General features: G+C 65.4%; 20 protein-coding genes and 1 pseudogene. 8 read left to right on the top strand and 13 right to left on the bottom strand.

Going from position 1 to position 17,874, the window contains the following annotated elements; genetic code table 11:
• Positions 1-128: 128 nt before the first annotated feature.
• Positions 129-1,709, top strand: a complete 1,581-nt coding sequence (locus Q0627_RS20365) for an FHA domain-containing protein (protein WP_298812334.1) — start codon at positions 129-131, stop codon at positions 1,707-1,709.
• Positions 1,710-1,713: 4 nt separating this feature from the next.
• On the opposite strand, the gene Q0627_RS20360 is transcribed toward Q0627_RS20365, so the two are convergent.
• From Q0627_RS20360 to Q0627_RS20325, 8 genes and pseudogenes are all read right to left on the bottom strand, one after another.
• On the bottom strand, positions 1,714-2,484 hold the full coding sequence (locus Q0627_RS20360) for a YggS family pyridoxal phosphate-dependent enzyme (protein WP_298812332.1): 771 nt from the start codon (positions 2,482-2,484) through the stop codon (positions 1,714-1,716).
• Positions 2,485-2,530: 46 nt separating this feature from the next.
• Positions 2,531-3,139 carry a response regulator gene (locus Q0627_RS20355; protein ID WP_298812329.1) on the bottom strand — a complete coding sequence of 203 codons (609 nt, stop codon included), beginning with the start codon at positions 3,137-3,139 and terminating at the stop codon, positions 2,531-2,533.
• On the bottom strand, positions 3,136-4,245 hold the full coding sequence (locus Q0627_RS20350) for a sensor histidine kinase (protein ID WP_298812326.1): 1,110 nt from the start codon (positions 4,243-4,245) through the stop codon (positions 3,136-3,138). Before Q0627_RS20350 ends, Q0627_RS20355 begins: the two co-directional genes overlap by 4 nt.
• A 19-nt stretch (positions 4,246-4,264) precedes the next feature.
• A pseudogene (locus Q0627_RS20345) lies at positions 4,265-5,007 on the bottom strand (ABC transporter permease).
• A 63-nt stretch (positions 5,008-5,070) separates the two neighbouring features.
• Positions 5,071-5,991 carry an ABC transporter ATP-binding protein gene (locus Q0627_RS20340; protein WP_291016961.1) on the bottom strand — a complete coding sequence of 307 codons (921 nt, stop codon included), beginning with the start codon at positions 5,989-5,991 and terminating at the stop codon, positions 5,071-5,073.
• Between the two features lie 198 nt (positions 5,992-6,189).
• Positions 6,190-6,771, bottom strand: a complete 582-nt coding sequence (locus Q0627_RS20335; protein ID WP_298812323.1) for a YdhK family protein — start codon at positions 6,769-6,771, stop codon at positions 6,190-6,192.
• A gap of 113 nt (positions 6,772-6,884) precedes the next feature.
• The gene (locus Q0627_RS20330; protein ID WP_298812320.1) at positions 6,885-7,517 is read right to left on the bottom strand and encodes a TetR/AcrR family transcriptional regulator; all 633 of its coding nucleotides are present in this window, start codon (positions 7,515-7,517) and stop codon (positions 6,885-6,887) included.
• Entirely contained in the window at positions 7,514-7,942 is a 429-nt protein-coding gene (locus tag Q0627_RS20325) for a cupin domain-containing protein (RefSeq protein ID WP_291016953.1), read from the bottom strand. The genes Q0627_RS20330 and Q0627_RS20325 overlap by 4 nt, the downstream gene beginning before the upstream one ends.
• A 331-nt stretch (positions 7,943-8,273) precedes the next feature.
• Here Q0627_RS20325 and Q0627_RS20320 point away from each other — a divergent pair, with 331 nt between their 5' ends.
• The 3 genes from Q0627_RS20320 to Q0627_RS20310 all read left to right on the top strand — a co-directional run bounded on the left by Q0627_RS20320 (position 8,274) and on the right by Q0627_RS20310 (position 12,911).
• Positions 8,274-9,908 carry an NAD(P)/FAD-dependent oxidoreductase gene (locus Q0627_RS20320; protein WP_298812316.1) on the top strand — a complete coding sequence of 545 codons (1,635 nt, stop codon included), beginning with the start codon at positions 8,274-8,276 and terminating at the stop codon, positions 9,906-9,908.
• A gap of 40 nt (positions 9,909-9,948) precedes the next feature.
• On the top strand, positions 9,949-11,013 hold the full coding sequence (locus Q0627_RS20315) for an alpha/beta fold hydrolase (protein ID WP_291014646.1): 1,065 nt from the start codon (positions 9,949-9,951) through the stop codon (positions 11,011-11,013).
• A gap of 116 nt (positions 11,014-11,129) precedes the next feature.
• Positions 11,130-12,911, top strand: coding sequence for a sigma-54-dependent Fis family transcriptional regulator (locus Q0627_RS20310; RefSeq protein ID WP_298812310.1), 1,782 nt, complete (start codon positions 11,130-11,132; stop codon positions 12,909-12,911).
• Between the two features lie 18 nt (positions 12,912-12,929).
• Here the strand turns inward: Q0627_RS20310 and Q0627_RS20305 are convergent, their stop codons facing one another.
• Genes Q0627_RS20305 through Q0627_RS20295 form a run of 3 tightly spaced genes read right to left on the bottom strand, consistent with a single transcriptional unit; the run spans position 12,930 to position 14,528 of the window.
• Positions 12,930-13,517, bottom strand: coding sequence for a YdeI family protein (locus tag Q0627_RS20305; protein ID WP_291015262.1), 588 nt, complete (start codon positions 13,515-13,517; stop codon positions 12,930-12,932).
• Between the two features lie 49 nt (positions 13,518-13,566).
• Complete coding sequence (locus Q0627_RS20300) at positions 13,567-14,199, bottom strand: AraC family transcriptional regulator (protein WP_291015265.1); 633 nt, start codon at positions 14,197-14,199, stop codon at positions 13,567-13,569.
• Positions 14,085-14,528, bottom strand: coding sequence for a cupin domain-containing protein (locus tag Q0627_RS20295; protein ID WP_291015268.1), 444 nt, complete (start codon positions 14,526-14,528; stop codon positions 14,085-14,087). Before Q0627_RS20295 ends, Q0627_RS20300 begins: the two co-directional genes overlap by 115 nt.
• 164 nt (positions 14,529-14,692) lie before the next feature.
• Here Q0627_RS20295 and Q0627_RS20290 point away from each other — a divergent pair, with 164 nt between their 5' ends.
• From Q0627_RS20290 to Q0627_RS20275, 4 genes are all read left to right on the top strand, one after another.
• Positions 14,693-15,319 carry an SDR family oxidoreductase gene (locus Q0627_RS20290; protein WP_291015271.1) on the top strand — a complete coding sequence of 209 codons (627 nt, stop codon included), beginning with the start codon at positions 14,693-14,695 and terminating at the stop codon, positions 15,317-15,319.
• An 83-nt stretch (positions 15,320-15,402) separates the two neighbouring features.
• Positions 15,403-15,537 carry a hypothetical protein gene (locus Q0627_RS20285; RefSeq protein WP_291015273.1) on the top strand — a complete coding sequence of 45 codons (135 nt, stop codon included), beginning with the start codon at positions 15,403-15,405 and terminating at the stop codon, positions 15,535-15,537.
• A gap of 54 nt (positions 15,538-15,591) precedes the next feature.
• On the top strand, positions 15,592-15,885 hold the full coding sequence (locus Q0627_RS20280; RefSeq protein WP_298812305.1) for a hypothetical protein: 294 nt from the start codon (positions 15,592-15,594) through the stop codon (positions 15,883-15,885).
• Between the two features lie 13 nt (positions 15,886-15,898).
• Positions 15,899-16,213, top strand: a complete 315-nt coding sequence (locus tag Q0627_RS20275; protein WP_291015277.1) for a CopG family transcriptional regulator — start codon at positions 15,899-15,901, stop codon at positions 16,211-16,213.
• Between the two features lie 83 nt (positions 16,214-16,296).
• Here Q0627_RS20275 and Q0627_RS20270 read toward each other — a convergent pair whose 3' ends face one another.
• A complete protein-coding gene (locus tag Q0627_RS20270; protein ID WP_298812302.1) occupies positions 16,297-17,169 on the bottom strand; it encodes a nucleotidyl transferase AbiEii/AbiGii toxin family protein in 873 nt (290 codons plus the stop codon).
• Positions 17,166-17,744: a hypothetical protein gene (locus tag Q0627_RS20265; protein WP_298812299.1), complete on the bottom strand. Its 579-nt coding sequence runs from the start codon at positions 17,742-17,744 to the stop codon at positions 17,166-17,168. The genes Q0627_RS20270 and Q0627_RS20265 overlap by 4 nt, the downstream gene beginning before the upstream one ends.
• Between the last annotated feature and the right edge of the window lie 130 nt (positions 17,745-17,874).

Here is a 17,874-nt window from a genome sequence, read left to right as displayed (position 1 = left end):
GTCTGACATATCAAAACTTGCGCGTCGCAAACCTCTTCCTGCTTATCCGATATCGCGACATCCGATCGGCGGGAAACAGTTCGCGACGCGGGAACGGCCCGGTGCCCTCGCCGGGATACAGTGGGGAAATGTCTGGCGAATTACCGAAGGTGACGCTGGTTCCGGGCGATGGGGTTGTCATCCGGACACCGGCGTTCTTCTGTGTCGTGGCGGCAGCGGTACCCGCGGAGGTGCTCGACGCGATCGCCGATATCGAGTCCGCCGTCGAAACACCCGAAGGCGTCACCCGTCGCGGCAGGCACCTGGCGCGCGCCATCGCCCAGCTGGTGGCCAGCGCTGATGACGAGGTCGACATCGCCTTCGCCGCCACCGACCGGGTCGGCATCGCCGCCTTTCTGAACGGGCGGGTGTTCGCCGAAGCCGACGGGCAGCGCATCGAACCCGGACCGGGCGAGCCGTTCGACCGGGCGTTACCGTGGTCGCACGAGGGTTTTGGAATGTACCTGGCCGGTGCCAAGCCGGCTGAACCCGGCCGGGAGCAGTTCGACCTGGTGCGGGGAATCGTGCCGGCCGCGGGTGCGCTGCTGCACGTGCCGGTGGGCCTGCGCAGTACGCAGATCGTTCCCGACACCGGTCAGCAGGCGCGTCTGCGCAGCGCGGCGGCCGGGTCCGAACCGGCCCCCGAATTCAAGTCCGCCGCCGACACGCCCAGGCCTGCGGCGCAATCGGGTCCGTCGACCGGTGATCTGCCCGCCACCGCACCCCTGCCCGCCACCGAAACCCCTTCTCCCGCGGAGACTCCATCACACACAGAAGCCCCTCCGGCGGATGCGCCCGCCGCTGACACGCCGGTCCACACCGCGCCGTGGTCACCGGCAGACCTCGGCGGCACCGAGCCGTGGTCACCGGAAGCTCTGGGCGGCACCGAGCCGTGGTCACCGGAAGATCTGGCTGCCACCGAACCGTTGCCCGGGGATGCACCGGCTGTCGCCGGACCGAGAAGCAGCGAACCGGGGGACGCTGAACCGGGGGACGCTGAACCGGGGGACACCGAACCGTTGGGTGCCAAGCACACGCCACCGGCGAGACCTGCTCCCGCAGGTCCAGGACGGGCAGCGCCCACGAGATTCGATGAGGCGTACATTGCGCAGCCGGGCCCGCCTGAGCCGCGGGTACAACGGTCCGGTCCGTCTTCCGGCGGTGTCGACGCAGTAACCGATGTCGCGCATTCTCGCCCGATGGCCTACGGAATACGTTGTCCCCAAGGTCATCTCAATCATCCCGAGGCGCGCTGGTGTGCCGAGTGCAGGCAGCCGCTCGCGCTGGGCCCCGGGGTGCTGGTCAAGGGGGAGCGGCCTCCGCTGGGCCGGCTGATCCTCGATCAGGGCCCTGAGATCCTCCTCGACGAAACCCTGGTGCTGGGCCGGCTCACCGGGTCGGGTCCGGGCGCGCAACCGCAGGGCGCGCCCAGGTTGGTCCAGGTCCGGGACGATTCTGGATTGCTGTCACGTAAGCATGTGGAGTTCCGGCTCGTCGAGTGGACGGTTCAGATCCTGGATCTGCATTCGGCCAACGGCACGTACGTCTCGACGCCCAACACGGTGGAGGTCAGGCTCGCACCGGGGCGTCCGCACATTCTCATTCCGGGTTCGCGTATCCGGGCCGGCGGCCGGACCGTAATGTTCGAATCCGCCTATGTGAAAGCCTGATCAATCAGTCCTGCGGTCGGGTAGGAGGCCAGTATTTGCTGTCGGGGGTGTTGCGGGCACCGAATATCGCCTGGCCCACGCGGACGCAGGTGGCGCCCTCTTCGATGGCCAGTTCGTAGTCACCGGACATGCCCATCGACAGTTCGCCGGTCCCGATGAGGTCGGGGGATTCCTCTCTCATCCGGTCGCGGAGCGTGCGCAGGGTCCGGAAGCATTCCCGCACCCGGTCGGTGTCGGAGGTGAACAGGGCCAGCGTCATCAGACCCTGTACCCTCAACGTCTCGTACCGGGGTAGCTCCCGCAGGAAACCTGCCAATTCCTCGGGTGGCAGACCGAACTTCGATTCCTCCGCCGAGGTGTTGACCTGCACGTACACCTCAAGGGTGCGGCCCAGGTCGGTCAGTCGCCGGTCCAGTGCCTGCGCAACCCGCAGATTGTCCAGGGCCTGGAACTCGGTGGCGAACGACGCCACATCCTTGGCCTTATTGGTCTGCAGATGCCCGATGACCGCCCAATCGACGCCCAACCTCGCCAGGCTCTCGGATTTGCGTTTGGCTTCTTGAACCTTGTTCTCGCCCAACCGATGACATCCAGCGGCGATCGCCAGGCACAGCCGGTCCTCGGGCACCGTCTTGCTGACCGGCAGCAGCCGGACCTCGTCGGCCGAGCGGCCCGCTCGTTCGGCGGCCGCAGCGATGTTGGCCTGCACGGCGGCGAGATTGGCGGCGAACTCGGCGGTGGTGGACGCGAACGGGTGCGGTGCGGGAACGGACATGGATCAACGTTAGCGCCCGTCCCTGATCCGGCTGAGGTCGCGGCGGTCAGATCCAGCCGCGTTCGCGCGCGACGCGTGCGGCTTCGGCGCGGGTGGCCGTGTTCGTCTTGCCGATGGCCGCCGACAGGTGGTTACGGACGGTACCTGCCGACAGATGCACCTGTGCGGCGATCTGCGCGACCGGCGCACCCGACAACGCCGCCCGCAACACCTCGCATTCGCGCGCGGTGAGCGGATTGTCGCCGCTGGTGAGACTTTCGGTGGCCAGCGTCGGATCGATCACGCGCAGCCCGGCGTGCACGCGCCGCACCGCGTCGGCGAGTTCGGCTGCCGGGGTGTCCTTGACGACGAAACCGGTCACACCGGCGTCGACGGCACGACGCAGGTAGCCGGGCCGCCCGAACGTGGTGACGATCAGTGACCGCACCTGTGGCGCGGCCTCCCGAAGCGCGGCGGCGGCCTCGATACCGTCGGCGCCCGGCATTTCGATATCGAGCAGGCACACGTCCGCCGACGACGCGAGCGCGGCCGCCACCACCTCGTCGCCCCGCCCGACCTGTGCCACCACCTCAAGGTCGGATTCCAGGTCGAGCAGGGCGGCCAGTGCGCCCCGCACCAGCGCCTGGTCGTCGGCGAGCAGTAGCCGGATCGTCATGGTTCGATCTCCGCTCGCGGAGTCGTTCCGTCCGTACCGGATTCGAGGGTCAGTTGCCCGCCCGCCGATTCCACGCGCTCGCACAGACCGTCGAGGCCGTTGCCGTACGCGGCATCATGCATTCCGGAACCGTTGTCGCGCACCATGATCGATTGCGGAGTCAGTTCGATCTCGCAGCGCGTCGCACCGCTGTGACGCACCACGTTGGTGACCGCCTCGCGCAGTACCCACGTGAATACGTCGGGAATACCGTCGGGTACCGATTCGGGGACCTCGGCGTCGATACCGGCCGCGCGCAGGGCCGTCGTCACCGCGGCCAGCGTCGTCGGAAGATCAGGTGTGCGCATCTGGCCGACGGTGGTGCGTACCTCCGAAAGTGACTGCCGGGCAATGGTGTTGATATCGGAGAGTTCGACACGCGCACGCTCGGGGTCGCGGTCGAGAAGTTTGCCCGCCAATTCCGATTTCACCGTGATGACGGTCAGCGAATGGCCGAGGATGTCATGGACATCGCGGGCCAGACGTTCACGTTCGGCCACCACCGCCAGGCGTTCGTTGAGGGCGCGCTGCGCTTCGGCGGCCTCCTCCCGTTCCGTTTCGCGGGACCGCAGAAAGCGGATGCCCAGCATCGTGAACGCGACGACCGTCATGATTATCGCGATATTCGTGTCCGACCCCCACGACGCCCAGGTGGGGATCAGCAGCGTCGCCGCCAGCAGCGCGGTGATGACGACGACCGCCCAGCCGAGCGGAAACGTGAACGCCGCCACCGCCATCAGGAACGGTCCCGTGCCGAGCGCGTTCTCGTGGATCGTCGGGGTGAGGGCGGCGGTGATCGCGGTGAGCACGACCAGGGCGATCAGACCCTCCCGTGAACGACCGGGTGGTCCGGACAACACATGTACCGAGGTGACGAGGTAGACGCCGGCGAATGCAGCCAGCAGGACGAAGCCGATCACCTTGGCGGTGACGGACACATCCGCCGAGACCAGCGAGGCCATCGGATAGCCGAGAAAGACCAGCCAGATGGCGATGAACGCCCAGCGCAGATCACGCCAGGGCGCCCACCGGCCGGTATTGCGTTGTCGTGTTCTGCCTGTGGTCATCGCTTGTCGAGCGTATCGGTCACTGGCGGCGCGTGCTGCGGGTGTAGTAGAACGTGGCGGTCGCGGTGAAGACCGCGGCCCACACGATCACGTTCACGATGGCCACGGTCAGGGAGATGTGTTCGTCGTAGGCGGTCATGCCGTGATCGAGCGGGTAGCGGGCGATGCTGACGACACCGAACATCGGGGTGAACTGCGAGATGGTGAGCATGGTGCCCTGCAGCGGCACGAAGACATTCCCCGCGAACGCCAGGAGCGCGATGCCGCCACCCATCACCTGCATCGCACCGTCGGACCGGAACAGCGCGCCGACCGTCAGTCCGAACGCCGCGAACACGGCTGAACCGAGCCAGCCCAACGCCAGACATGCGATCCACACCCGGCCGGGGCGTCGGCGCCGGTGGCCAGGCCCGCAACGGCCAGCACGAGCATCGGGAGCGTGCCCATCGACAGTGCCACAATCACTTTGGTCGCCACATAGCCGGTGGGTCGCAGCCGGGTCATCATCAGGGTGCGCGTCCAGCCCGACTCCTGTTCCAGCGCCACAGACGCCGCGTTCGACGCGGCGGCGATGATCGCCCCGTACACGGCCATACCGATCAGCACATAGAACGCGACGTTTCCGGATCCGACTGTGTCGGAGGACTTCTGGGTGGCACCGAACACCAGATACAGCACCGCGGGCATGATGACCGCGAAGATCAGTGCGCGGCGGTTGCGCAGTACGCGGCGAAGATCGGTGCGCAGGAACGTCGCCGACATTCCGAGAGGGAGCGTGGTGGTCATGTGGAAATCCTTCTACGTTGTGGCTCAGTGGGTTTCAGGTCACGATCGGGTCCCGGAGGTGCCTGCGGTGAGGGTGAGGAACGCGTCTTCGAGGTTGTGGCTCGCGATCTCCACCTCCCGTGCGCCGGTGGTGGTGAGCAGGGACCGAGCCAGCACATCGGAATCAGGAGCGGCGAGATAAGTTCTGCCACCGCGGTATTCGATGATCTCCACGCCCGGTAGCCGCCCGGTGAGTCGGGCGATCTCGTCGTCGTCGACGATCGCGGACACCACCCGGCGTCCGGCCATGGTGCGAATGTCGGCGGTGGGTCCGTCGGCGACGATCCGGCCCCCCGCGATCAGCACGATCCGGTCGGCGAAGGTGTCGGCCTCCTCCAGGTAGTGCGTCGCGAACAGGACGGTGCGCCCGGCGGCGGCGTCGGTGCGCATCGTCGCCCAGAAGGCGCGGCGGGCGTCGACGTCCATGCCGGCGGTCGGTTCGTCGAGAATCAGCAGGTCGGGGTCGGGGAGGGTGGCCAGGGCGAATTTGATCCGCTGCTGCTCGCCGCCCGAGCAGCGGGACACCTTGCGTCCGGCGAGGCCGGTGAGGCCGGTCGCATGCAGCACGGTGCCCACATCGTCGAGGCGTCCGTGCAACGAGGCCACGATCTCGACGGTCTCGGCGACCGTGAAATCGGGGTGCAACCCGCCGTTCTGCAGCACCGCCGCGATGCGCCCGTTCGCAGTGGCCTCGCGCGGGGATGTGCCGTAGATCCGGACGGTGCCCGAATCCGGTGTGGTCAGGCCCAGCACCATGTCGAGGGTGGTGGTCTTGCCAGCGCCGTTGGGGCCGAGGAAGGCGACCACCTCGCCGGGAGCGATGGTCAGTCCGATGCCGTCGACCGCGGTGATCGTGGCATCGCCGGGTCCTCGAAAGCTCTTGCGCAGGTCGGTCAGTGCGATTGCCGGTGTGTTGATCATGTCCACAACGTTGCCCGGATCCGGTGTTGCGGACGTAGAACGGATGTCAGGAATTGGGCATGACATCTGTCATGGTCACAAACCCCACCGCTGGGCGTCGGCATGACAATAATTGCGATGCCACCGCTCAGCGGTGGGGTTTGTGACGGCGCCGTCCCGGGCGCTGACGCCGGTTTCGGTGCCGGACTGCCAGGCGATCTAGGACGCCGGGCGGATCTCGCTTTCGACGACCCACTTGTGGTTGGTCATCGTCATGGCGCCGGCTTCGAAATCGACCATGTACACGGTTTCGTCGGTGGAGTGGTCGATGGTGGCTTTGGCGCCCTTCATGCCGGTCATATGGTCGGCGAGGAGGGTGACCTCGGTGCCGTCGGCGAGGCGTTTGTCGCCGGCGTCCTTGAGTTCTTCCTGCACCACCCAGCGATGATCGGTGACGCGGGCACCGCCGGTCGTGGGGGTATAGCTCACCGAATACGTGTAGGTGTCGAAGGCCCCGACGACCGTTGCCTTGGTGCCCTTCATGCCGGTCATGTGATCGGCGGTCAGCGTCACCTCGGTGCCCATCGCGTACGTCGGGTTGGTGGCGCCCTGGATACCCGCGGGCGCCGGACCGCCGTCGGCCGGGTGACCCGTCCCCGAATGATCGACGGCCGACGTACTGCCGTGGTCGTGCATGCCGGTGGTACTTGACGCGGCATCGTCGTCGCCGGAACAGCCGGTCAGCATCAGCGCGCCGCCGATCACTCCCGCGGCCAGGGCGCCTGCCAGACGCTTGTACATGCGATCTCCCGTCATCGTCGTCCCGCCCCACGCTATACCCCTAAGGGGTATATGGCCACCGTCGGTTGACGGTGGCGGTCCACCGACATGGGCGCACAATTGCGGTCCGCCCACTACCGGCGCGAATGGTCCATTGAGCGTGCGGCCGGCGACAGGTCGGCGCCGAGGTCGGCCAGCACCGCTCGGGTCGCGGCGGCGCACGCACGACCGGCGTCGGCCAGGGTGAGTCCGTACTGGTCGGCGAGGGTGACCCCGGCGTCGGCGCTGGCCAACAACGAGATCACGGCGACCGCGTCGCCGCACTCTTGTTCACCGCCGCCGACACCGGCCACGACGTCCTGGATGGCCTGCAATCGGGCCGCGCGGCGCCGTCGTCGAACGTCGGTACCGACCCGACTGCGCACCAGCGCCCGCAACAGCGGTAGGTGGTCTTCCGCAGCTCGGTAGACCTCGCGCACCATCTCGACGAGTTCGGCCGGCGTCGTCGGCAGCGCGACGGGAACGGGAAACATCCGTGCCTCCAACGCCTCGGCGACCGCCGCGTGCTGCGCATCGGCGTCGGGGAAGTGATGGTGCACCGTTCGCACCGAGAGGCCGGCTGCGCGCGCCGCTGCCGAGGGTGACAGATCGGTGGTGCCGGGGTCGGCGAGCTGCTCGATGAACGCTTCGACGATGCGGCGCCGGGTCTCCTCTTGCTGGGCTTGACGGTGCGGGCTGTCGTAGGTGCGGGTCCGCGTGCCTGTCATCCGGGAAGAACCACGTCGAGTCCATTGCGCCCGGCGACTTTCAGCACCCGCCCGATGTCTGGCGGAAGCGTGGTGATCTCGGCGTCCATCTCCTCGAAGAACTGCCGCGCAGCACCCGGCCCGGTGATGGTGAGGAAGCGGGTCTCGGCGCTGCCGAGCCGGTAGGAGTGGACTTGGTTGGGCGGGACTGTGACAGTGGCGCCGGCGGAGGCGGTGCTCCACGAGCCGTCGTCGAACAGCTCCAGCGTGCCCTCGAGCACGAAGTAGATCTCTTCCCAGGGGTGACGGTGGGGCGGTGGTCCGGCCTGCGCGGGGCCGCTGGTCTCGAAGATCTCGATGCCTCCGTAGCCGGGGGTGAGCGGACGAAGCGTCTCGCCGAGAACGGAGAGCCCGCCGGCGCCGGCGGGAGTGATGGCGATGGTCATGGCTGCTGCTCCTGAAATGGTTGCGTCCAATTGTATTGGTTACATCATACTGCAACTATATTTCGAATCAAGAGGACGCCGACGTTCGCGAGCAGTGGCTCCGGTGACCTCAAGAGCGAGCAAGACCGCATCTCGACCGTGGTCGAATCCGGCGAGTGAACGACGACCAGCCGCGTATCGGGTGTGGGGATGACCAAGACGAAATTGTGTCAGCACTGACACATTCATGAGTGATGCAGCGCACAACACTGATCATCTGTGAGCCACCGCATCATCTGATTCGCGGCCACTGACACGAACGCACACCCTCACCACGACGGGAATGATCGCCATGACGCTGACCGCAGATGCCCCTTCGGCTACTACGACCCTCGACGCTCTCGTCATCGGGGCCGGGGTCGCCGGGCTCTACCAGGTGTACCAACTCCGCGAACTCGGCCTGAACGTGCACGGCTACGAGGCCGGCGGCGACGTCGGCGGAACCTGGTACTGGAACCGCTACCCCGGTGCGCGGTTCGACTCCGAGGCCTACATCTACCAGTACCTGTTCAACGAAGAGCTGTACAAGGGCTGGTCCTGGAGCGAGAAGTTCCCCGGGCAGCCGGAGATCGAGCAGTGGCTGCACTACGTGACCGACCAGCTCGAACTCCGCGACGACTACACCTTCAACACCCGGATCCAGAGCGCCGTCTTCAACGAGGACACCGGCCGCTGGCTGGTTGCCACCGACACCGGCGAAACCATCGACACCCGGCTGCTCATCACCTGTGCCGGCATGCTGTCAGCACCGCGTACCGATGTCTTCGACGGCCAGGAGAGCTTCGGCGGCCAGATAGTCTTCACCTCGCGCTGGCCGAAAGAAGGCGTCGAAGTCAAGGGCAAGAGCGTCGCGGTGATCGGCACCGGCGCCACCGGGATCCAGGTGATCCAGACGATTGCCCCGGAGGTCGGCCACATGAAGGTCTTCATCCGCACACCGCAGTACTCGATTCCGATGAAGAACCCGAAATACGGTCCCGTAGAACATGAGTGGTACCACAACCGGTTTGCGGAGATCCGCGACACCGTCCCGCACACCTTCACCGGTTTCGAATATGACTTCGAACACGCCTGGGCCGATCTCACCCCGGAGCAGCGGCACGAGCACATCAACCAGATCTGGGAGGACGGCTCGCTCAAGCTCTGGCTCGCCTCCTTCGCCGAACTGTTCTCCGAACAGGAGGCCAGTGACGTGATCTCACAGTTCGTCCGGGAGAAGATCGAGGCCCGCCTCCAGGATCCGGAACTCATCGACGCACTGGTCCCGCAACCCGGCGACTACGGCTTCGGCACCCACCGTGTTCCGCTCGAACGCGGCTACTACGAGGCCTTCCACCAGGACAATGTGGAGGCCGTCAACGTCCGGAACAATCCCATCACACGGATCACCTCGACCGGTATCGAACTCGAAGACGGCAGCCACCACGAGGTGGACGTCATTGTCATGGCAACAGGCTTCGACGCCGGCACGGGTTCTCTCACCCGGATCGATCTCCGCGGCCGCGGTGGACGTTCACTCGCCGAAGAATGGGGCAAGGACATCCGTTCGACGATGGGCATCATGATCGAGGGCTTCCCCAACCTGCTGAACACCGGAATCCCGCTGGCGCCGTCCGCGGCTCTGTGCAATATGACCACCTGCCTCCAACAGCAGACCGAGTGGATCACCGACGTCGTCAAGCACATGCAGTCCAACGGCCTGCAGATCATCGAGCCGACAGTCGAGGGCGAGCAGAGCTGGGTCGATCACCACGACGAGATCGCCAACGCCACCCTCGTCCCGAAGTCCCACTCCTGGTACACCGGCGCAAATGTCCCCGGCAAACCCACCGGCAGGCTGCTCTCCTACATCGGCGGCGTCGGCGCCTACCGTGAGGAGTGCGAGAAGGAGGCCGCCGCAGGCTACCCCCGATTCCGGTTCTCCTGATCCGCGCGGCTCCCGACGATCCTTGTGAAAGGCAACCACCATGGCCATTGAGAACGGCTACTACAGTCACGACCATCACGGAGACTACGAACTGATCAGCGTCGGCGAACTCCAGCTGGAGGAAGGCGGGACGATTCCCGACTGCCGGCTCGCCGTCGCCACCTTCGGCACGCTGAACGAGGCCAGGGACAACGCGATCCTGATCCCGACCTGGTTCTCGGGGACGCACCAGGTGTGGCGCGACGTCTACATCGGCACGGACCACGCGCTGAACCCTGACAAGTACTTCATCATCTGCGTCGACCAGATCGGCAGTGGATTGTCGACGTCCCCGCACAACGCCGACGGCCCGAACGCGAGCATCGCGATGTCGAAGTTCCCGGATATCCGGATCGGCGACAACGTCGTCGCACAGGAGCGGCTGCTCCGCGAGCACTTCGGCATCGACAAGCTGGCCCTGGTGGTCGGCGGATCTATGGGTGCGCAGCAGACCTACGAGTGGGCGGTTCGGTTCCCGGACAAGGTGCTGCGGGCGGCGCCGATAGCCGGGACCGCCCAGAACACCCCGGACGATTACCTGATCGCCGAGGTCATCCGCGAGCAGATCATGTCAGATCCGGCGTGGAAGGGCGGCGAGTACAGCTCGAACGACGAGGTGGTCGACGGCCTGACCCGCATGTCACACATCTGGGCGATCAAGGGATTCTCCACCGAGTTCTGGAAGCAGGAGGTCTGGCGGGCGCTGGACTTCGAGTCCAAGGAGGCCTTCCTGGCAGGGTTCCTGGAGCCGTACTTCACCGCGATGGATCCCAACGACCTACTGACTCAGGCCTGGGCGTGGCAGCGGGGCGATGTCGCACGGCACACCGGAGGCGATCTGGCGGCGGCGCTGAGCCGGATCACCGCCAAGGTCTTCGTCCTACCGATCGACCTGGATCAGCTGTTCCCGCCTGCAGACTGCGAGGCCGAGGCGAGGCTGATCCCGAACGCTGAATTCCGGATCGTGAACGATGTGCTGGGGCATCTCGGACTGTTCGGTGTCGCTCCGACGTACATGGTGCAAATCGACCGTCACTTGCAGGAATTGCTGGACGCAGAGGTATAGGAGTGGGCCTGGCGAGGCGGATAGGTTCTGCACCGAGTCCCCTCGCCGGCCCGCTTCGGTGATGAACACTTGACCGTGATGACGGCAGCGTAGTCGCCGTCAGGCAGAGGATTTCGATGACCACGATCCGGAACAGTGGCGCAGGACGTCACTTCACCGAGCGCGGGGCCCCCGATGGAATGGCCGGCGCCCCCGGGTCCGCCCGCCTGCCCACGTACATCCACCAGTCGTGGGATCGTTCCCGGAACGCCGGGCTGGCGCCCGATCACGTCCTCTCCGACCTGCACTACGTTCCGGACCTCGACTTGCAGCGCCGCCTCGTGCAATGCGCGGTCCCGGTTCTCGACCGTTTGCACGGCGATATGTCGAGTATTCCGCTCGCCATCGCCCTCACCGATGAGAATGCCCGGGTCATCCTTCGCCGGGACACGGACCGGTCGTTGGCCGGGCGTCTCGACGAGGCGTGTTTCGCTCCGGGTTTCGACTATTCGGAGGCCACGGTCGGCACCAACGGCGTCGGCACGGCGGTCGAGGCACGGATGCCGGTGTACATCGACGGCACACAACATTTCAACGAGGAACTCCACGAGTTCACCTGTGCGGGCACACCGATCCACGATCCGGTCAGTGGGAAGCTGGAGGGGATTCTCGACATCAGTTGCCTGGCCCGGGATGCGAATCCGATGATGCGGCAACTCACGATCACTGCCGCCCGCGACATCGAGGCAGCTCTGCGCTCCAGTGGTTCCGCGAAACAGCTCGCGGTGCTCAACTCGTTCATCGACGCCTGCCGCAGACGGTCCGGTGCTGTGTACTCACTGAGCTGCGGAATCTTCATGTCGAGCGGTTCGCAGTTCCTCGATCCGATCGACGAGGCATTCCTGCGGGAGGAGGCACGGTGCATGCTGGTCCCCGGCAGGATCAACCAATTCACGCTGATCCTGCCTTCCGGGCAGTCGATAGCCATCCGCCGTACCCTCGTCGACGACGCCGGTGAACCGGCCGGTGTGGTGCTGGAGGTCGATCTGATCAAGCGGGAAGCCTCGGTCCGGCGTCGGGGATACCAGGTGCCGACGCTTCCCGGTGCGGTCGGCGGCTCACCGCAGTGGGAACGCTGCCGCACCGAGCTCTCCAGGGCCGCGGCGACCAGCACCAACACCCTGCTGGTGGGTGAGCGGGGCGCGGGCCGCGTCACCTTGGCGCGCGGCGCTCATCTGCACAAGAATCCGCAAGCGCGGTGCGCGGTGGTGGACTGTTCCTCCCCCGACGCCGTCCATGATGCCGAGGCCGCGCTGGCGACCAGCGCGACGACGATCGTGCTGCGCCGGATCGATGCCCTGACTCCCGGTGACGACGCCGAGATCGCGCGGGCGATCACCGACGACCAACATTCCTACCCCGCCCGGTGGATCGTGGCGACGACGCACTGTGCCAGCGATTATGCGAGCGACGATCCGGTGCTCACCTCGATGCTGATCCCGCTGTTCCAACGGACCGTCGAGGTCCCCGCCCTGCGTCACCACCCGGAGGACATCGCGACGATCCTGCGCTTGCACGCCGCCCAATTGGCACCGAATCGCGACCTGGAGTTCAGCGACGGAATGCTTCACGCGCTCAAGAAATACACCTGGCCCGGTAATGTCAGCGATCTGGTCGCCACCTTGAAGAAGGTCCTGTGCATGAAACCCGCCGGAGTGGTCACCGAGGCGGATCTGCCGCCCTATATCCATTCCGCGGCCCCCAAACGCACGATAACGACTCTCGAATCGGCTGAGCGCGACGCGATTATCGAGACGCTCCGACGGTTCGACGGGAACAGGGTCAAGGCCGCGGAATCCCTGGGAATCTCCCGGTCGACGCTGTATCGGCGGATCAACACATACGCGATTCATCTCTGAAGGCTGTCGCGGCGTCACTCACTGGGGGTGTGGCGTTTCGCCGCGTGCGAGCATCGCGACCAATCGGTCGATCCTGTTCCGTCGGGTCTGCGCTGTGCGCGCGGTGGACACGCGGAGCAGGACCGCATAGCGGTTCTGGGCGCTGAGAGTGTCGAACATAGCTTGCGCGCTTGGGGTTTCGGCAAGCACAGCGGCGAGATCGTCGGGCATCTGGATGGTCGCCTGCCCGGCGTAAGCCGCATCCCAGCGGCCGTCGGCCTTGGCGCTGTCGATCTCGGCGAAACCGCGAGGACGCATCCGCCCTTCCTCGATGAGGCGGGCCACAATACCGACGTTCCGCGCCGACCAGAGGCTGCGCCGACGCCTCGGCGTGAACCGCTGCCGGTACGTCGCCGAGTCGATTCCCTTGAGCTGTCCGTCGATCCATCCGCTGCACAGGGCCTCGTCGAGCGCCTGGCCGTAGCTGAGCGATGTCGGTGTGGTGGTGCCCTTTTTCGCCAGCATCAACCAGATCCCGTCGGACGAATCCTCATTCTCATCGAGCCACGCCCGCCACGCCGCAGCATCACGCACCACGACGGGCTCGATCTCGTCCGCACTTGTCATGTACGGAGCCTATCCACCGAGCGGGGCATGATTGTCGCAGACTGATACCTCACTTCGCCGGCGGAGACGTCCGGAGCTGACTCACGGCGCCGTGAGTGCGGTACCGGGCAGGCGAGACTCCGTGCACGCGTTTGAATGCGGCGCTCAGGGCGAACGGGCTCGCGTAACCGACGCGGCCGCTCACCGCTTCGAGAGTGAGATCAGTTCCGGCGACGAGATCGGCGGCCAGTGCCATCCGCCAGTTCGTGAGATAGGTCAGTGGCGGTTCACCTACCTTTTCGGTGAACCGCCGGGCGAAAGCCGCGCGCGAGACTCGGGCGTGGGTCGCCAAGGACTGGACCGTCCACGGTTCCTGCGGGTGCTCATGGATGAGCCGGAGGGCGGGGCCTGCCACCGGATCGTCCTCAGCTGCGAGCCATCCCTGAGTATGATTGTCGCCCAGCGCTTCCCGGAGGCAGGAGACCAGCAGTAGATCCAGCAGACGGTCGAGTACTGCTTCCTGGCCGGGCCGGTCGTTCACCAGTTCGGCGGCGAGTAGGCCGATCAGTGGTGACTCGAAATCCGAGATCACCACGTTGTCCGGAAGTTGAGTGAGAAGCCTTGCGCCGACCGATGTCTCGCCGGCGTAGGTCCCGATGAGCATGACGGTGGCGTCCGGGGTGTCGGCGGGAACGTTGCCCATGTCCGGACCCCGAGGTTCATCTCTCCGCGCAGTATGCGCCCGTGGGGATCGACGCACTCCTGACCGGGCAGGATCCGCACGTCGGTGGGCGTCTGCGGCGAGTCCGCGAACACGCACGGCCGGTGACCGCGCGTCAGCATGACGTCACCGGGGTTGAGCGAATGTGTCGCGGTGCCGTCGGCAACCGACACCGCCCCCGACGTGACCACGACGATCGACAACGGCGCTTCGTCCTCCACACTGATCGACCAGTGGCCGGCGAAGACAGCCTTCAGCAGGAACGCCCGTTCGGCACGGGGGCCGTCGAGCAACGCGCCGAGTACATCCATGACCCCTACCGTCACACAGGTCGGAGAGTGAAACAAGCTCTATCCGTCCGAAGCGGGGTGAAGCGGCGTTCGAGACGATTACGTATGTATTCGAGCTGATGGACCATGGAGAGTCTCATATCGCTGCGATTGACTGGGTTCACCAGCCAATCGAAGGAGACATCATGAAGATCGTGGTTTTCGGCGCAACCGGCACCATCGGACGCCAGGTCGTCGAACAGGCACTACAGCGGGGTCACGACGTGACCGCGTTCGTCCGTGACCCGGCAAAGGTTCAGTGCAGTGATGTTCGTGCGGTACAGGGCGATGTGCACGACGCGGCAGCGGTCCGCACCGCGGTGCAGGGGCAGGACGCGGTGATCGTCGCGCTCGGCGCGGGACGCAAGGGCGGGGTCCGCGGCCCGGGAACCCGCACCATCATCGCGGCGATGAAAGCCGCGGGCGTCGACCGCCTCATCGTGCAGTCGACACTCGGGGTCGGCGACAGCCGCCCCAACCTGACCTTCATGTGGAAGTACCTGATGTTCGGGCTGCTCCTGCGGCCGGCATACGCGGATCACGTTGAGCAGGAACGGTATGTCCGCGAGAGCGGCCTGGACTGGACGATCGTCCGCCCCGCCGCCTTCACCGACGGTCCGCGCACCGGCACGTACCGTCACGGCTTCGGACCCCACGACACGACGGTGAGCGTCAAGATCTCCCGCGCCGATGTGGCCGAATTCGTTCTGAAACAACTCGACAACTCGGAGTATCTGCATCAGACGCCCGGCCTGGCGTACGCGAAAGGATAAGGGTGACAGCGACGAATCGCGTCGACGCGGGCGATGAACAAAAGGCGGTCAGCCTTTCGTGAAAAGTCAGCACGCTCTCTGCTGTGCAAATCGAGTACGAGGAACTCGCCGACAGCTACGAGGCGGAACCGCCTACCCGCGATGAGATCGACGGCCCGATCGTTGTCGACCCTTCTCGCCTGCGCACAGGTGGCCCCGCCAACGGTAACGCCGTCTGACAGCCCGAATAAATGGTGTTACACTTTTATCTGTAATGGTACTACCCTTAATTGGTGCGGATCGAGATCACACCGAGCGCCCGGCAGCACGGCATCACCGATGATGAGATTCGCTCCGTCGTCTCGTTCCCAGTCGCACGGCAGGCGATCCCGGCCCGCCGCCCCTTGGCCGAGCTGTTCCTCTACGTCGGGGCGGTCGACGAACATCAGCCGCACATCGAGGTCATCGCCGACCACACCGACACCACCGAAGCTGTGGTTTTCCACGCGATGCTGCTGCGGCCGACCACCTACAACAGTCACCTGACTGACGTGTTCACACCCCGCTACGCCCGCCAACGATCTTGACCAGGAGGACACCATGGCCCACCGCCGACTCACCGACGCCGAGTACGCCGAAATGGCTGAGGACTACGCGACTAACCCACTGACCGCGGATGAAGTCGTCGGCCCTCTCGAAGTCAACCTCGACCATCCTGATGTCGCCGCGGCAGTCCTGCGTGCCGGTCGCCCGGCCGGTGGCGGCCCCGCGCAGGGCCGCACCCCGACGACCTCCGTGCGGCTGCCCGTCGACATCAAGACGCGCCTGGACGAGAGGGCTGCGACCGAAGACGTCAAGCCCGCCGAGATCATCCGGCGGGCCCTCGTGGAGTACCTTGACCGGCACCCAGCCTGAGATTGTCGCTGACGCGCTTGTGCGGTTCGTTGGATCTTTGGGGTTGGCGATCCGTGTAGATCGCGTGCCTGCCGGACGAGGTCTCAACTCCATCGAAGACCGGAGCAGTCCCACTTCTTCCCGGCGACTTGTCGCATCACTACTGGATCACCGAACTCGATCACCCAGGCGATGACGGTCGGGAAGTCCTTGGCGACTGGGTGCTTGGTCTTCCGTAACCAGTTGCTCCACTTCGTGTCTGTTCCAGCTGGGAACCCGTCCAAGATACTGTTGAGCGGGCCGAGCGTTGCCTGACGGTGGCCGGCTACTGCCGTCATTGCGGTCAGCAGTGCATCACCGTCTAGGTCGTGACTGTGGGCGAGCATCCAGATATCCCCGAAGTCGCGCCAGCGGGTCGAGGCAGTTCCTCGCTGAACTGCCGTCACCAGCTTCTCCGCGATGACCATTGGGATCGGGTATCCGCGCAGATGAATCGAGGCGGCAGTGGATAGGGTTCGGGGAACTTCGATCTCTTGTGGCCCGGGTTCGATAGGGTCGCCCACATTGATGTCGATATGCGGGCGCGCCTCGGCGGTGTGCAACTTAGCGCTGACGGTCACGCGAACCCCGGCGTATTCATCCTCGTCTCTGATCGCTACCGCCGTGATCGAGTCCAGATCGAAGATCACGCCATCGTCTGCCGGAGTGCTCAGAATTTCTCGGATGACACGAGCCATATGCTCGGGATCGTTGTCGAGGTCGAGAGCGGCAACGTCGACGTCGCGCGTCGGTCTGCGGTTGTCGAACGCAGCGAGGAGGACTCCGCCTTTGAGGACGAACTGGTTACGGTAGTTGCTCGCAGCGAGTCTGACGAGAATCCCATCGAGCACATGCAACTCGATCTCGGCCTGGGTTGCCCGCCCGCTCTCCCGAGCCTGTGCCCTCAATGCGTTGTAAATCTTGATCGGAGTGCTCACAGCAGGATCTCCAACGTGCGGGAGAGCGCAGGACTGGCGCGGGGAAAGTCCCGGGCCATTTTCAGCAGTTCAGAAGGTTGACCACCGCTGCGGAGCCAGTTCTTCAGTGCCGTGAGGGCCATTTCTCCACCCTCCCGGTGTCTCATGCGGAAGCTGTCGATGATGCTGCGTGGCGCTGAGTACAGGCCGATGGATCGGCCCGGCCCCAGTTCGATCTGGTCCCGTCCGATATCGAACGTTTTCGGGTCGAAGTGGTGCCACGTGATCGGGACGGAAAGGCTGCGCGGTGCCCAGGTTCCTCGAGGGATGGCGATGTCGTACTCGAAGGGGATGTCATCGACCAGGCCGTGGTGCGACAGGGCACTGGCCAGCGCCAACGTAGCCCGGGGCGCACGAATCGCGATCTCGATCAGGTCCGGGTCGCCAGGGCCCTGTCCAGCAGCATCAGCCCATTGGTAGAGGCCGCGTGACAGTCGCGTGATTTCACCCGTACTGAGCAGGTTTCGGAACTTCCGCTCGTTCATGTGTTTACGAGCTTCCGAGTAGGTGAACGGGTTTCGTTCGATGGTCGCCATCGTCGGCCTCCTCACTGAATATACGAAAGTCTCTACAGGTATGACCTAAGTGTAGAGGTATTCCTACGCTCCTGGCTAGTACTACAGCCGGACTTAGCGATTTCATGTTTGTGACCTGCGGTTTTGGTGG

The organism is uncultured Gordonia sp., from assembly GCF_937858515.1.
Classification (GTDB): domain Bacteria; phylum Actinomycetota; class Actinomycetes; order Mycobacteriales; family Mycobacteriaceae; genus Gordonia.
Note: the sequence above shows the minus strand (reverse complement) of the source record. Positions and strands in the feature narration are given on the sequence as shown.

What these genes read in the sequence shown, in the direction of transcription:
- Q0627_RS20265 (WP_298812299.1), bottom strand. Translation starts at nt 17,744, where the DNA reads ATGGCGACCATCGAACGAAACCCGTTCACCTACTCGGAAGCTCGTAAA.
- Q0627_RS20300 (WP_291015265.1), bottom strand. Translation starts at nt 14,199, where the DNA reads ATGGGCAACGTTCCCGCCGACACCCCGGACGCCACCGTCATGCTCATC.
- Q0627_RS20305 (WP_291015262.1), bottom strand. Translation starts at nt 13,517, where the DNA reads ATGACAAGTGCGGACGAGATCGAGCCCGTCGTGGTGCGTGATGCTGCG.
- Q0627_RS20295 (WP_291015268.1), bottom strand. Translation starts at nt 14,528, where the DNA reads ATGGATGTACTCGGCGCGTTGCTCGACGGCCCCCGTGCCGAACGGGCG.
- Q0627_RS20355 (WP_298812329.1), bottom strand. Translation starts at nt 3,139, where the DNA reads ATGACGATCCGGCTACTGCTCGCCGACGACCAGGCGCTGGTGCGGGGC.
- Q0627_RS20340 (WP_291016961.1), bottom strand. Translation starts at nt 5,991, where the DNA reads ATGATCAACACACCGGCAATCGCACTGACCGACCTGCGCAAGAGCTTT.
- Q0627_RS20350 (WP_298812326.1), bottom strand. Translation starts at nt 4,245, where the DNA reads ATGACCACAGGCAGAACACGACAACGCAATACCGGCCGGTGGGCGCCC.
- Q0627_RS20325 (WP_291016953.1), bottom strand. Translation starts at nt 7,942, where the DNA reads ATGACCATCGCCATCACTCCCGCCGGCGCCGGCGGGCTCTCCGTTCTC.
- Q0627_RS20330 (WP_298812320.1), bottom strand. Translation starts at nt 7,517, where the DNA reads ATGACAGGCACGCGGACCCGCACCTACGACAGCCCGCACCGTCAAGCC.
- Q0627_RS20335 (WP_298812323.1), bottom strand. Translation starts at nt 6,771, where the DNA reads ATGTACAAGCGTCTGGCAGGCGCCCTGGCCGCGGGAGTGATCGGCGGC.
- Q0627_RS20275 (WP_291015277.1), top strand. Translation starts at nt 15,899, where the DNA reads ATGGCCCACCGCCGACTCACCGACGCCGAGTACGCCGAAATGGCTGAG.
- Q0627_RS20310 (WP_298812310.1), top strand. Translation starts at nt 11,130, where the DNA reads ATGACCACGATCCGGAACAGTGGCGCAGGACGTCACTTCACCGAGCGC.
- Q0627_RS20290 (WP_291015271.1), top strand. Translation starts at nt 14,693, where the DNA reads ATGAAGATCGTGGTTTTCGGCGCAACCGGCACCATCGGACGCCAGGTC.
- Q0627_RS20315 (WP_291014646.1), top strand. Translation starts at nt 9,949, where the DNA reads ATGGCCATTGAGAACGGCTACTACAGTCACGACCATCACGGAGACTAC.
- Q0627_RS20365 (WP_298812334.1), top strand. Translation starts at nt 129, where the DNA reads ATGTCTGGCGAATTACCGAAGGTGACGCTGGTTCCGGGCGATGGGGTT.
- Q0627_RS20320 (WP_298812316.1), top strand. Translation starts at nt 8,274, where the DNA reads ATGACGCTGACCGCAGATGCCCCTTCGGCTACTACGACCCTCGACGCT.
- Q0627_RS20360 (WP_298812332.1), bottom strand. Translation starts at nt 2,484, where the DNA reads ATGTCCGTTCCCGCACCGCACCCGTTCGCGTCCACCACCGCCGAGTTC.